8 protein-coding genes and 2 rRNA genes are annotated in these 14,416 nt (G+C 53.9%); 5 read left to right on the top strand and 5 right to left on the bottom strand.

The window, feature by feature from the left end; genetic code table 11:
- Positions 1-158: 158 nt before the first annotated feature.
- Together LG373_RS02490 and LG373_RS02485 are read right to left on the bottom strand one after the other, a co-directional pair.
- Positions 159-1,493: a lipopolysaccharide biosynthesis protein gene (locus LG373_RS02490; protein WP_225748877.1), complete on the bottom strand. Its 1,335-nt coding sequence runs from the start codon at positions 1,491-1,493 to the stop codon at positions 159-161.
- A gap of 361 nt (positions 1,494-1,854) precedes the next feature.
- A complete protein-coding gene (locus LG373_RS02485; RefSeq protein ID WP_225748876.1) occupies positions 1,855-2,760 on the bottom strand; it encodes a glycosyltransferase family 2 protein in 906 nt (301 codons plus the stop codon).
- A 172-nt stretch (positions 2,761-2,932) separates the two neighbouring features.
- Here LG373_RS02485 and LG373_RS02480 point away from each other — a divergent pair, with 172 nt between their 5' ends.
- From LG373_RS02480 to LG373_RS02460, 5 genes are all read left to right on the top strand, one after another.
- The gene (locus tag LG373_RS02480) at positions 2,933-3,667 is read left to right on the top strand and encodes a glycosyltransferase family 2 protein (protein WP_114567736.1); all 735 of its coding nucleotides are present in this window, start codon (positions 2,933-2,935) and stop codon (positions 3,665-3,667) included.
- Positions 3,668-3,681: 14 nt separating this feature from the next.
- Positions 3,682-4,059, top strand: a complete 378-nt coding sequence (locus LG373_RS02475) for a DUF2304 domain-containing protein (protein WP_114567735.1) — start codon at positions 3,682-3,684, stop codon at positions 4,057-4,059.
- Between the two features lie 28 nt (positions 4,060-4,087).
- The gene (locus tag LG373_RS02470; protein WP_225748875.1) at positions 4,088-5,266 is read left to right on the top strand and encodes a glycosyltransferase family 4 protein; all 1,179 of its coding nucleotides are present in this window, start codon (positions 4,088-4,090) and stop codon (positions 5,264-5,266) included.
- A gap of 22 nt (positions 5,267-5,288) precedes the next feature.
- Positions 5,289-6,137, top strand: coding sequence for a phosphorylcholine transferase LicD (locus LG373_RS02465; protein WP_114567733.1), 849 nt, complete (start codon positions 5,289-5,291; stop codon positions 6,135-6,137).
- Between the two features lie 390 nt (positions 6,138-6,527).
- Entirely contained in the window at positions 6,528-8,654 is a 2,127-nt protein-coding gene (locus LG373_RS02460; RefSeq protein ID WP_225748874.1) for a L,D-transpeptidase family protein, read from the top strand.
- Positions 8,655-8,757: 103 nt separating this feature from the next.
- Here the strand turns inward: LG373_RS02460 and LG373_RS02455 are convergent, their stop codons facing one another.
- The 3 genes from LG373_RS02455 to LG373_RS02445 all read right to left on the bottom strand — a co-directional run bounded on the left by LG373_RS02455 (position 8,758) and on the right by LG373_RS02445 (position 14,191).
- Positions 8,758-10,797 (bottom strand): NlpC/P60 family protein, encoded by a 2,040-nt coding sequence (locus tag LG373_RS02455; RefSeq protein ID WP_225748873.1) that lies wholly within the window; start codon positions 10,795-10,797, stop codon positions 8,758-8,760.
- Between the two features lie 194 nt (positions 10,798-10,991).
- Positions 10,992-11,106 (bottom strand): 5S ribosomal RNA (gene rrf / locus LG373_RS02450).
- A 115-nt stretch (positions 11,107-11,221) separates the two neighbouring features.
- Positions 11,222-14,191, bottom strand: a 23S ribosomal RNA gene (locus LG373_RS02445).
- Positions 14,192-14,416 lie beyond the last annotated feature (225 nt).

Raw genomic sequence — 14,416 nt, 5'->3', positions numbered from 1 at the left:
AAAAAGGAATTGCTACCAGCTCCAGCAAAGTGCCATTCTCTCATACTAAACGTTAGCTACCGCCACCAAACAAACTTTTAACAAACCACTAACTAACCTGCATATCCTCCAATAAGGTAAGCAAGAATCGAGCACTGTCGTAAGTTTGAAACTACCCGCTAGAAAGACCCTTCCCTCAAGCCACGCCTCACCAACGCAATCAAATACAACGCCATGACCACGGCACCTATTCCATAGGACACAATCATGGTAAAGCTCACGCCATTCATGCCAAATGCGTTCACGAAAAAAAACGTGACCGGCAGCGCGACGACCGCAGATAGAGTATTTCCGACAAAGCTCCCCTTAAAACACCGAAGAGCGACGAGCAAATCGTTAAAAAACCATACGTAAGCCGAGACAATAGCGCTCATGATGATAGGGATCAGCAAGTACGTGTACGGCTCGATGCTCTGACCGAAGATAAGCGTCAGAAGCCAGGGGCCCAAAAACTCGAAACCGACGGCACAGACAACTCCGATCGCCGCAACGCCAAGCACAACCTTGCAAAATGTGACAGTCAAATCCTTAGCCCTCTTTTCGGCGTACTGTTCGGAGAAAACGCTAAGCAAAGGACTGTAGATATAACTCGCGCCCATCTGGATAATAGCAACAGGGGCGGCAACCGAAGCATAAATGCCCAGCGCTGCCTCGCCCTGCGAAAATGACAAGAACTGACGCGGAATCGAAGGAACAGCCGCACAAGCCACGGCAGCTATCACAATAGGAAAGCAATACCTGAGCAGGTGCAGGGCTTTTTCTCGCGAGATCCCAACCTTCATCGACTCGAACCGACTCGAGCGAGGGTAATCATACAGCACGCCCACCAGCACTGTGACAACCGTCATCGAAACAAGCGCAAGCTCGAGACTCGACGTAGCTACAAACACCGAGCAAAATGCCGCAAGAGTGAAAAGGCCCTGGATGATAAGGGACTTCCCGATGTAATCCATACGTCTGTTCACTTGGTCGAGACCGTGGAGCACGTCAATCAAAAGCCCCGCAACCTTGTATACCGCATACAGCACAACAGCAAGAAGGCTCGACGTCGGGCAGGTCAATGCAGCATAGACGAGGCATCCGAGCAAAGCTGCCGAAGACGTAATAGCACGGAAGGCAAGATACTCTCCGACGGAATTCTCGCGCTTCACATCGGATACTTGGTAAGTGTACATGCGGTAGATAGCAAGAGGTGAAAATATATTGTACACCGACATCGCGAGAGAGAGGGTACCTGCAGCCTCGTATCCGTCTGACAGGCGAACCACCAAAATGGTAATGAGCCATTGGCAAGCCAGATAGGTAATCGACCCACCGGAATTCCACAGCATGTTCTGCCTGATGGACAGGGGCTCCACCCCATTCTCGGCCATCGACCGACTTTCACGCCAATCACTGCTCATGCGATCCGTCGCCTCTCTAATAAGTGCGGCAAAAGTGAAATAGATCTGCATGCTAAGGGGAAAGACCCCGTGCAATCCCCAAAAGCGACGGTCGAATTAGCCCTACGGCCCAAAAAGAAAGCATAAGCCCGCGAATCGAAGCTACAACACGAACCAATGCGTTTTCCAGGCACGACCATGTTCTCATCGGCGACCCTAAAAAAGAGGGGAGTTGCAGGCTCACCCCAATACGACGTTAGCCACTCGCGTTCACTCTTGGATTCCTTGCGCGACACGACGCCAAACAACATCCCGGCATCAAGGCAAGATACCGAATCACGCTTTCGACAGAGAGCATCGATTTCCATCGTAATTTCGAATTTGAGCCATTTCGCCCCATCGAGAGTAATCTCTCGCATAGACTGCTCCTTGCTCAACGATACACGGTCTTGCACAGCAAAACCGCCGGCAGATAGGCGAATGCAGCAATGATGGGATTGGGAGCATTTTTTACGCCGCTTTTCATGCCGCTTAGCTTACATCCAACCAAATAAAGGATGGAATTATAGAATTTTAGGTACAAGGTATCTGAATATTCGATATACATGCGCTTAAGAATCCGGTATCCGATAGGATTCCGCTTCGTGATTTCCCGAACGTTATGAGTATAGCCATCTTCAAGATACTCCCGAACGATGAACACTGAATCAACCACTCCGAGTGTATATTCGAGATCTATCTGGTGATATACATACGGCTCCGCCATGAACTTCTCGCCTTCCGCAACGAAAAACGGGTAGCGCCGCAGGATCTCGGTACGATAAACGAGTGCTGAATCCCCTCTATGCCCCTTCTTGTAGTACAGATCCCAAAAAGTGATAGTCCGTTCACCTTGTGGCATGCGCGTGCCAAGCGGAGTATTCTCATCACGACCACATAGTCCCACAAGCCCAGCGACCGAAGTATTCGCTCGATAGACCTCCCATGCATCCAGAATCACTTCAACTGCGCACGGCACAAGCACATCGTCGGAGTCTACACAAAAGAACAATTCGCTCTCGCAACACTCTACCCCGGTGTTATGCGCCCGCTGCTTTCCGCCGTTCTCCCGCTTGACGTACACCACCCTAAACGAAGATTCGGAAGAAAACCGCTCCACCAAAGAACGCGTCTCATCGGTGGACCCGTCATCGACAATGAGCCAGTAAAACCGCTGGGAGGTCTGGGCTTTCAAGCTTTCGAACAAAGCCTCCAGCATGTAAGCCCGATTATAAGTAGGGGTAAATATGCAGATGTCTTCCATTACATGAATGATAGCCAACGTCACCGCTTTATTCAATAAGGCGTCCGTATAATCCAAATACGCTCACATCGCTTAGCAAAAAGGGAAGGGCAAAAAACACCGGATCGTCCTTCGGGCTTCGTCGAAAACCCTCAAGGACTTAACGTGTTTTTCGCCAGCTTCGCCACTTTGCTACCCCTTATCGTTCCGACACGGTATACTTCAAAGCATGAATACCTCAGATACACATTTGAACAAGCAGCACCTGAAAGCTCTGGTAATCATCCCCGCGTACAACGAGCAAGAGAGCATTGCCTCGGTCGTAGGCGATGTAATTGCCGCAGGATACGACTATATCGTCGTCAACGACGGGTCGACGGACGAAACCAAATCCATATGCGAAGCAAATGGATTCAATATCCTGAACCTCCCCCAAAACCTCGGCATAGGCGGCTGCGTCCAGGCAGGCCATAAATACGCACTGCGTAATGGCTATGACGTAGATATTCAATTCGACGGCGACGGACAGCACGATGCCGCCTTCATTTCGCATCTCGTCAGCCTCGTCGAAGCGGGATCTGACCTAGCTATCGGATCCCGCTTTGTGAACGACACTGACGGCTTCCAATCGACCGCCCTTAGAAGGTTGGGCATTGTTTGGTTGTCTTTTTGGATAAGGCTGTTCTCCGGCAGGCGCATAACCGACCCTACGTCAGGCTTTCGGGCTTCAAGCAGAAAAGCCCTGACGCTGTTTTGCGAAAACTATCCAACCGACTATCCGGAACCTGAGTCAATCATGCTCGCGATCAAGTCAGGATTGTCCGTCGACGAAGCCTCCGTCATCATGCACGAACGTCAAGGCGGGAAATCATCCATCAGAGGACTTTCCAGCCTGTACTACATGATCAAAGTTTCACTTGCTATCTCAATTGTCAGCTTTTCGCACAAGCGTGCACGATCATAAAGGGAGAGGGTTTCGTGTTTGTTCTTCAGGTCGTTGCAATCATCTTGTGCATTGCCTTTTTTGCATACGTCATCCACCTCGTTGCACGAGAAAAGCTACTCCTCAAATACTCTTTGCTCTGGATGGCGCTCACGATTGCTATTTTACTATGCGCTTTGTTCCCGCTGCCTCTGTACCAAATCTCAGCCCTGCTAGGCTTCGAAACGCCCTCCAATTTCATCTTCTTTATTGGGTTGTTTTTCCTGCTGGCCATTTCACTTTCGCTCAGTTCGATTGCAAGCAAACAGGCAGGCATGATCAAGAACCTCGTGCAAGAGCAAGCATTGTTAATAAAGGAACTCAATAATAAAGACGAAAGCCCGCGAAACCCTTCCGACACTGACGCATCCTAAGCCAACATACGAAGAAGCTATTCGGATCATGAAGAAAACCTTCTGCATATTTTCCGCCCACTACCTTCCACACGTCGGAGGGGTAGAAAAATACACCCAGCATCTCGCTCGCGCACTGTCCGAACAAGGGAACCGCGTGATCATCGTTACTTCGAACGTGCACGATCTCCCCAATACAGAGCTCCTTGAGCAAGAAATCGAAATAGTTCGCCTGCCCTGCTACAAGTTCCTCAATGGGAGATATCCAATCACGCGTCATAACAGCACCTATCGAAAGCTCGCGAACTATCTCCTCGAGCAAAGCATCGACTACATAACCATCAACACTCGCTTCTACCGTCACAGTCTCGAAGGAGTAAAGTTAGCTGAGCTTAAGGGCATCCGACCAATCATCGTAGATCATGGATCCGCTCACCTAACCATGGGTAACAAGATAGTCGATCCCTTTGTTGCCATCGTTGAACACGCTGTCACCGAGTTGGTAAAGCGCCATTCTGCCGACTACTACGCCGTTTCCCAAGCGGGTATTGAATGGCTCCGGCATTTTGGCATCGAAGCATGCGGCGTGCTCAACAATTCCATTGATGCGCTAGCTTTTGCGGAAAGCGCCTCGCATCGATCATTCCGACGTGAGGCCAATTTGTCGAACAATGCATTTGCCGTAGCCTTTACCGGAAGGTTGATCCCGGAAAAGGGCATACCCGCACTCGCAGAAGCAGCACGCATGCTAGTTGACGAACCTTTGATTCATTTCTTCGTTGCAGGAGAAGGCCCTCTTAAAGAAACCCTAACGAAAGAACCACTCTCAAACGTAACCTTCCTTGGACGTCTGGAAGCACGGGATATATCGGCTCTGCTTAAAGAGTCCGATATATTCTGCCTACCCTCGCGCTCGGAAGGATTCTCAACCTCTCTATTAGAAGCAGCAGCCTGCAAGGCGGCGCCCCTTGTCACCAATGTAGGAGGCGTGCAGGAGCTTGTACCAAGCGATGCATTCGGCGTAATACTCCCTTCAGCAGACGGTAAAACGATTGCCGACGCAATACGCGATCTCAACCGAAATCGCGCTCGGTGCCGCGCCATGGGAGAAAGCATCAACAAGCTGGTAATAGATAAATTCTCTTGGAACGAAACAGCGCGCTTAACATCTCTTGCCTGCTCCACTGCGCAAGAGCGCAATGCAGAAGCACTTCATGAAACGCTCTAAAGAAACCACGTAGGAGACAAGTATGGACAACTCAGAAGCATTGAAAAAACTTCAGGGTATCGAGCTTGAAATCCTGCTCGTGCTAAAAGACTTTTGCCTTCAGCACGATATCGCATGGTTTCTCGACGGCGGTACAGCACTTGGGGCAGCGCGCCACCAAGGCTTCATCCCTTGGGACGACGACATCGACGTCGGCATGATCCGCGAAGACTACGATCGTTTCGTATCCCTTGCAAAAACCAGGCTTCCAGCAGGCTTTTCTTTCCACGATGGGTCCAACACCCCCGGTTATGCCGCCATGTTTGCCAAGGTTTATAAAGACGGGACAAAATACTACACCGAAGAAACTATAGAAGCGGGATGCAACCAGGGAATTTTCGTTGATGTTTTCCCCTACGACCGGCTCGAAAACACTCTTGACCTCAGAAAAAAACAAATTCGTAACGCCCGAATATGGCAATCGATTCTTTACCTATATTACACTGGAAAAATCGTTGTACCGCACAAGGGATTGCTAGGTGCAGCAGAGAGGGGCATGTGCAAAACCGCTCATCTCATTGTATCGAAACTCTGCAACCCGAACTCGATTCGAAAGAACTTCGAACGATCCATCCTTTTTGGGGAAGGAGATTCGTCGTCTCTGTACCTCTCTCTTCCATGGCCTAATGTTCCCGGATTCAGAAGAAGCGACCTGCTCCCCGCAACCATGCTCCCCTTCGAGAAACACGAGTTCCCTGCGCCCGCACTGTGGAAAAAGTTCCTGGAAGCCACTTATGGAAATTGGGAGCAACTTCCATCTGTAGAAGACAGGCACACGCATCTACCTAAATATCTTGATTTCGGAGACGGTACATCTTGGTCAGCTGAATAAAAGCCGCGTCGCACGCCCCTCTCGAGTACGACAAATCACCCAACCGATATCCCTTTGCTGCAAACCAGACCCATCGACAACACCCGACAAGAAGATAGCCTCGGAATGATATTTCGACTGGACGTTGCCGAACTTCGCATACATCACGCATCCAGCCATGCATATCGAGTCAATACCGATCTCCAGTTGACCGAGCAAGAGTCAATCGAGCAAAAGCGGTTCCATGGCATTGCATTACGCATATTCGCCGAACAGCTTGCATAACGGACTTATATCTCTCACCGATCTTACGCAACGCGCTGCCCATGCAACCATGCGCAGCGCTCAAACCTGCTAAACTAATTCTAATGAAATAAGTAGTTGCATTGGCGCCAAAGCAAGGAGGTCATTATGAAACGAGCAATCGCCTCTTCACCACCCGAAGTGCAGTTCATGCGAACAGGTATTTTTCGTATGCTGGTCGTTCTTTTTGGCACTGCGGTTCTGCTTTCAATAATCTCTTTCGCCGAGCCCTCGTACGCAAATACCGAAAACCGCTCCGCTATCACGACACAAGATTCACTTCAGAATGACACCGTCGAACGAATTGAAGAAAACGATTCGAATAGTAAAAAGCAGATAGACAAGCCAGTAAGCATTTCCGAACAGCCACTGCCAAACATAGTCAGCGGCGAAAACGCCTCCCAAAAAGATGATCCTTTAGATGATGAAAAGAACGGCAACGCCGAAGACGACGATCAAGCCGCTCAATCCCCCACTGACCCCTCAGAACCCATGGAAAAGGGGCTGGCATTTCATGCGAGCGACACTTCCCCTCACTTGACCGCCTTCTTCGACGGAAAGGAAACCGCTCAGTCTGGATGGGTGCTCCACGAAGGCTTTTGGTACTGGTTCAACAAAAGCCCCTATGCCACCGAGAATTCCTGGGTCAAAACGGGTGGCAGCTGGTATTACCTGGATGAAACCGGAAAAATGAAAACAGGGACGTTTTCGGACGGCAACCGCACCTACCTGTCCGATCCTAGCGGACGGATGCTGAGCAACGGATGGCATCGTTCCGGCGGAGTTTGGTACTGGCTCGAAGCCAGCGGAGCCGCAAAAACCGGATGGCTCCGCGACGGGGGCTCCTGGTACTGGCTCGATCCCGAGTCCGGAGCGATGGCGACCGGCTGGTACCGGGACGGCGCCGCCTGGTACTACTCGGACGGCTCGGGGGCCATGCTGGCGAACCGCTGGCTCAAGCAGGGCGGGACGTGGTACTACCTGAACCCCTCGGGGGCCATGCGCACCGGATGGCTCCGCGACGGGGGCTCCTGGTACTGGCTCGACCGCACGTCCGGGGCCATGGCCACGGGGTTCGTGGACGACGGCGGAACGGCGTACTACTGCGACGGGTCCGGCCGCATGGCTGCGAACCGTTGGCTCGGTAGCACGAAAAGCGGTTGGTGCTGGGCCCAAGCCAACGGCGCCCTTGCAACAGGATGGGGATACCTGTCGGGCAAATGGTATTACTTTGATCCAGCAAGTCCTCAGCACCGTGCAAAAACAGGCCTGTACAGCGTCGGAGACAATCAATGCTTCTCTGACGCCGATGGAGCATTGTACATGAATCGCTGGGTAAGCATCGATGCGAACGAACGCCGATACGCAAATAGTCAAGGCTACCTGGAAGGGCGGCAACTCAAGAATTCGTCGGGAGCGTTCTCGTTCGTCAACGCCGACGGCAGTCCCCTCTCTGGCTGGCAGGTTATCGGAGGCCATTATTTCTACGCGAATCCCGACACTGGCGAAATGGCAACCGGGTGGCTCAAGCTTGACAATACCTGGTACTACCTGAATTCTCAAGGAGTACGGCAGACCGGCTGGGTGAAGCTCGATGGCACCTGGTTCCTACTCGGCTCCGACGGAGCAATGAAAACGGGTTGGCAGAAACTGGGGGGCACTTGGTATTACCTGCACGATTCCGGCGCCATGGCAACCGGTTGGCTGAAGCTCGGAGATATCTGGTATTACCTCGAATCAAGCGGAGCGATGGCGACTGGATGGCGAACGATCGGAAACGTAAGCTACTACTTTGACTCAAGCGGGGCTTGGGTCTCCTCCGATGCGCGCATGACGAATCTTGCCCAGCAATTCCATAGCAGCACGCCTTGGCTAATCATGATTGACACGACAAATTGCATGCTCGGCATTTTCAAGGGATCAGCGGGGAATTGGACCTCAGTATCGTCTTGGCCCTGCAGTCCTGGCAAGGCGTCAACTCCCACGGTTCTTGGAGAATACACCGTCGGCCTAAAAGGCTATTCGTTCGGCAGCGGCTTCACTTGCTATTGGTGGACCCAGTTCTACGGCGATTACCTTATTCATTCAGAAGTGTACTATCAAAACACGTTCACCTGGATGGAAGGGACTATGGGCGTTCCGGGCTCTCATGGTTGCATACGACTGCCAATCGATCAGGCAAAATGGATCTACGACAACATCCCTACTGGAACCAAGGTGTACACGTATCGCTAAACTATTTCTCGAAGACGCATAACGTTTGACGCATCTCTACCAAAACGAAGTATTCGCAAGTCCAAGGCCTTTCGCCCGGAAAAGCGGGAGGCCTTGGACTTTATTACGACAAGATCCTCTGCACCGTAGTCGTGGAAGCACCTTTCGACGCAAGCGATACATACTGGCAACGCCCGCCAAACGTAGGCTCCTCGTAAATCATACCGCCCCCCGCATACAAAACAACATGCTCAGGCAATATGGGATTATAGTTCGGCCATGCGCCGTAGTACATAAGAATGATATCTCCTGGCTGAGCATCGCCGAACACCCTTACGCCACTATGCATCTGATCATACGTTTCAAACCCAATATCAATTCCCAGCTGCTTATACAAGTACCAGGTAAACGAAGCGCAATCCATGCCTCCGTCTTGCGGATATACACCAAGCCACACATAGGGAACACCTAGAAGAGATCGAGCCGTACGCATAATGATGTCGATGCCTGCTTGACGATCATGCCGACCAGACCCGTTCATATACCAATATGTACCATCAGAAATTCTCACGCTGGAATTAGCCGTCATGGCTCCACTATTTTTCAGATAGTACCATTCCCCATTCTCCTGAAGCCATCCTGTCTGCATTGCCCCAGTCGTAGACTCGAGATAGTACCAAGTGCCGTCCACGCAAATCCAACCGGTCTTCATGACCCCATTCGAAGGATCCAAGTAATACCAAGTCCCGGAAACGCTAACCCAGCCGACTTGCTTAATGCCTGAAGCGTCTGCATAATAATGCAGTCCATCTACTTCGAACCATCCGGTCCGCAGAACGCCCTTATCTTCCGGATCAAAGTAAAAAAGCTTTCCGCCGACAGCGCGCCAACCAGCTTGGCCATCTAGACAAACAATGCGATTTTGATCATCATACTCCCCAACAAGAGCAACCTCACCCGACGCATCAATAAAGCCGCAGGCGCCGTTTCCCAGCGATACCCACACATTATTGACCATTGCACCGCTGCTCGAGAAAAAGTACTGTCTACCATCAATGGTCCGCTCACCAACGGCCATCGCACCTGTCTGAGGATCGAGCCAATAGCGAGCGGAGCCCTCTTGGAACCAACCCGTACGAACGGCGCCCGACTTACTCAGCGCATACCATACACCGCTCTCGTTGATCCAACGGTTCGCAGCCATGCGGCCGGACCCGTCGCAGTAGTACGCCGTTCCGCCGTCGTCCACGAACCCCGTGGCCATGGCCCCGGACGTGCGGTCGAGCCAGTACCAGGAGCCCCCGTCGCGGAGCCATCCGGTGCGCATGGCCCCCGAGGGGTTCAGGTAGTACCACGTCCCGCCCTGCTTGAGCCAGCGGTTCGCCAGCATGGCCCCCGAGCCGTCCGAGTAGTACCAGGCGGCGCCGTCCCGGTACCAGCCGGTCGCCATCGCTCCGGACTCGGGATCGAGCCAGTACCAGGAGCCGCCCTGTTTAAGCCAACCCGTACGAAGCGAACCCGACGGAGTCGCGTAATACCAAGATCCTTCCGTACGCACCCAGCCATTACCCGTAAGAAGAGCTCCGTTTTGATGGGCGTGATAAAGGGTCGACCCCACTCGATAGCTCCCGGAAAGCATTGCGCCGCCTTGAGCCGGATCAAGATAATACCAAGCTTCACCCAGTTTCAACCAGCCAGTTTCGATCTCGCCAGATGCGGCTGCGTAATACCATGTGCCTTCTATCGACAGCCACCCTTTGTCATAAAGCGTGCCATCATTATTAAAATAATAGATTTCGTTCTGGAGCAAAATAAAACCACAAGCTGCAACATTACCGTTAGTAGGATCCAAATAGTAACGCTTCCCCTGATCAGAGAGCCATCCGCTCACAAGCTTCCCCTGGTCATCGGCGTAGTATTTCATACCGTCAAGTTCATTCCAGCCAGGCACATATAAACTGCCGGGTTTTTCGCCCTCGCTCTTTTCCTGTGAATCATTAGCCTTTTCTTCGAGAAATTCATTCTCGCGAAGAGCAACGCTACCGTCATCCCCTGCAAAAGCAACTCTCGGATACGAAACGCTCAAAAACAGGAAGGTCGCCACAAGACAGGATACTAATGCAGCAACAAGCACCCGAAAGCGAAATGAGCTAGCTCTTGCCATGACGTCAGCCTTTCATGAGAATCTAATTCATTTTTCAAAGTTTAGCATACTAATAACCGTTAAGGATAAGGCTCCCCCTCGAGCGGCGGACGGCCCCGCGCAGCTCGCCCGCCCCCCCCAACGCGAAAGGGCCCCGGAACCTGTTACGGCTCCGGGGCCCCTGGGTCTCGGCGGAATACGCCGAGCGCCCTGCGCGAGCGCGACGTCCTATCCTCCCACAGCCTTGCGCTGCAGTACTTTCGGCGATGGCGGTCTTAACTTCCGGGTTCGGAATGGGACCGGGTGATCCCCGCCTCCAAGGTCGCGCTCGCGCAGGGCGCTTGGGCTCCGCGCGGCTTCTATGCCGCAGGGCGCGCTCTCCGCGCCACCCTGGCGGTTGCACAGCGTTCGGTCGTGACGGACCGCGAATCCGATCCAATGTGTAAAGACGAAGAGCTCGGGCTATTAGTACCGCTCGGCTGAGGCGATCGCTCGCCTTGCACCTGCGGCCTATCGACCAGGTGTTCTGCCTGGGCCCTTACCGAAAAGAGGACTCATCTTGGAGACGGCTTCCCACTTAGATGCTTTCAGCGGTTATCCGTGCCGGACGTAGCTAGGCAGCCGTGCCGTTGGTCGACAACTGCTGCACCAGAGGTCCGTCCACCCCGGTCCTCTCGTACTAGGGGCAGACCTCCTCAATCCTCTTGCGCCTGCGGAGGATAGGGACCGAACTGTCTCACGACGTTCTGAACCCAGCTCGCGTACCGCTTTAAATGGCGAACAGCCATACCCTTGGGACCGACTTCAGCCCCAGGATGCGATGAGCCGACATCGAGGTGCCAAACCTTGCCGTCGATGTGGACTCTTGGGCAAGATCAGCCTGTTATCCCCGGAGTACCTTTTATCCGTTGAGCGACGGCCATTCCACTCTGGGCCGCCGGATCACTAGAACCGAGTTTCCTCCCTGCTCGACCTGTACGTCTCGCAGTCAAGCCCGCTTGCACTCTTGCGCTCTGCAGACGATTGCCAACCGTCCTGAGCGGACCTTTGCGCGCCTCCGTTACTCTTTAGGAGGCGACCGCCCCAGTCAAACTACCCGCCTGACACGGTCCCTGCGCCGGATCACGGCCGCAGGTTAGATCGCCGACGCGACGAGGGCAGTATTCCAAGGCCGGCTCCACGGGAACTGGCGTCCCCGCTTCGAAGCCTCCTGCCTATCCTCTACGCGCCGAGCCAACGATCAATGTCAAGCTGCAGTAAAGGTTCACGGGGTCTTTCCGTCCTTCCGCAGGTAATTCGCATCTTCACGAATAATACAATTTCACCGGGTCCATGGTTGAGACAGCGCCCAAATCGTTACGCCATTCGTGCAGGTCGGAACTTACCCGACAAGGAATTTCGCTACCTTAGGACCGTTATAGTTACGGCCGCCGTTTACTGGGGCTTGGCTTCAGGGCTTCGCCTTGCGGCTGACCCATCCGCGTAACCTTCCAGCACCGGGCAGGCGTCAGACCCTATACGTCGCCTTGCGGCTTTGCAGAGTCCTGTGTTTTTGATAAACAGTCGCTTGGGCCGTTTCGCTGCGACCCCCGGCCGCTCCGGACGCGAGGTCCTTCACCGCCAGGGGCACTCCTTCTCCCGAAGTTACGGAGTCAGTATGCCGAGTTCCTTAACCATGGTTCTCCCGATCGCCTCGGTATGCTCTACCCGCCCACCTGTGTCGGTTTTGGTACGGGCGCCGATGTCCCTTCCTAGAGGTTTTTCTCGGAAGCATGGGCTCGCCGACTTCGCCAAAAGGCTTCGTCTCGCGTCTCGGGATGCATGCGCGGCTGGTTTCCATGCCGCGCTCCCTACGCGCTTTCACGGGGACGTCCAGAACCCCGCTCGGCTACCCTTCTCCGTCGCCCCATCGGTGATGACGGTCCATCGGCGGTACAGGAATGTCCGCCTGTTGTGCATCGGCTACGCCTTCCGGCCTCGCCTTAGCTCCCGACTGACCCTGGGAGGATTAGCCTTGCCCAGGAACCCTTAGGCTTACGGCGGCGGCGTTTCTCGCGCCGCTCTCGTTACTCATGCCAGCATTCTCACTTCCACGCGGTCCACCGCAGGTCGCCCTGCGGCTTCGCCCCCCGTGGAAAGCTCCCCTACCACTAATGAAATTAGTCCGCTGCTTCGGTACCATGCTTAGCCCCGTGAATTGTCGGCGCATGTCCACTTGACCAGTGAGCTGTTACGCACTCTTTAAATGCATGGCTGCTTCTAAGCCAACATCCTGGTTGTCTAGGCAAACGCACATCCTTTGCCACTCAGCATGGATTTGGGGACCTTAGCAGGCGGTCTGGGCTGTTTCCCTCTCGAACACACAGCTTAGCCCACATGTTCTGACTCCCGGACTCTGAAATGGCGGCATTCGGAGTTTGGTTCCTGTCGGTAGGCGGTGAAGCCCCCTCGAGGATCCAGTGCTCTACCGCCGCCATTGAACGTCCGAGGCTAGCCCTAAAGCTATTTCGGGGAGAACGAGATATCTCCGGGTTTGATTGGCCTTTCACCCCTATCCACGGGTCATCCCCTCCGTTTTCAACCGAAGTGGGTTCGGCCCTCCACGGGGTCTTACCCCCGCTTCAGCCTGCCCATGGATAGCTCACCCGGCTTCGCGTCTGCAGCATGCGACTAAAACGCCATCTTAAAGGCTCGCTTTCACTGCGGCTCGCTTAAAAGCTTAACCTCGCCGCATACCGCAACTCGCTGGCTCATTCTACAAAAGGCACGCCGTCACAGCGCATAGGCTGCTCCGACTGCTTGTAGGCGCACGGTTTCAGGTACTGTTTCACTCCCCTCTCGGGGTGCTTTTCACCTTTCCCTCACGGTACTGGTTCGCTATCGGTCACAGGAGAGTGTTTAGCCTTGGAGGGTGGTCCCCCCAGCTTCGCACCGGGTTTCACGTGCCCGGCGCTACTCGGGTGCCGCGCTCGGAGGGGGCGGGGCTTCGCGTACGGGGCTCTCACCCTGTTCCGCCGGCCTTCCCAGGCCGTTCCGCTGCCGCGCCCCTTTGTCACTCCGCCCATGGTCTGAGGCCCATGGGATGCTCGGTCCCGCAACCCCTCATGCAGCAACGCCCTCAAGCTATACGCGTGCATGGGTTTGGGCTCGCGCGGTTTCGCTCGCCGCTACTCCCGCGATCTCGGTTGATTTCTCTTCCTCCGGGTACTTAGATGTTTCAGTTCCCCGGGTTGCCTTCCGCCGCCCTATTTCGTTCAGGCGGGGATAGCAGGGCATGACCCCTGCTGGGTTCCCCCATTCGGAGACCTGCGGATCAAAGGGTGTTTGCCCCTCCCCGCAGCTTATCGCAGCTTGCCGCGTCCTTCGTCGACTTCCTGTGCCAAGGCATCCGCCGTGCGCCCTTAGTATCTTCGTCTCTTCGGATCTCGTTCAGTATGGTTTTTGGGTATCCATATCGATGTATTCGCGATCGTGATAGATGCTCCATTACTTTGACAGACCACCCGATGGAATCGGTGATATGCATGTGATGAAGATCTTCTTTGTCACTTTAAACGCTATGCAACTGTCAAGGTGCGCGGGAAGGCGCTCGCCTTCCCGAGGCTTCGAGAGCCTCGGAAGCCGGATGCTGAGAGAGCGG

The organism is Paraeggerthella sp. Marseille-Q4926, assembly GCF_916618935.1.
In the GTDB taxonomy this organism is placed as follows: Bacteria; Actinomycetota; Coriobacteriia; order Coriobacteriales; family Eggerthellaceae; genus Paraeggerthella; species Paraeggerthella hominis.
The sequence above is the reverse complement of the archived record's forward strand: the minus strand, read 5'-3'. Positions and strand labels throughout refer to the sequence as shown.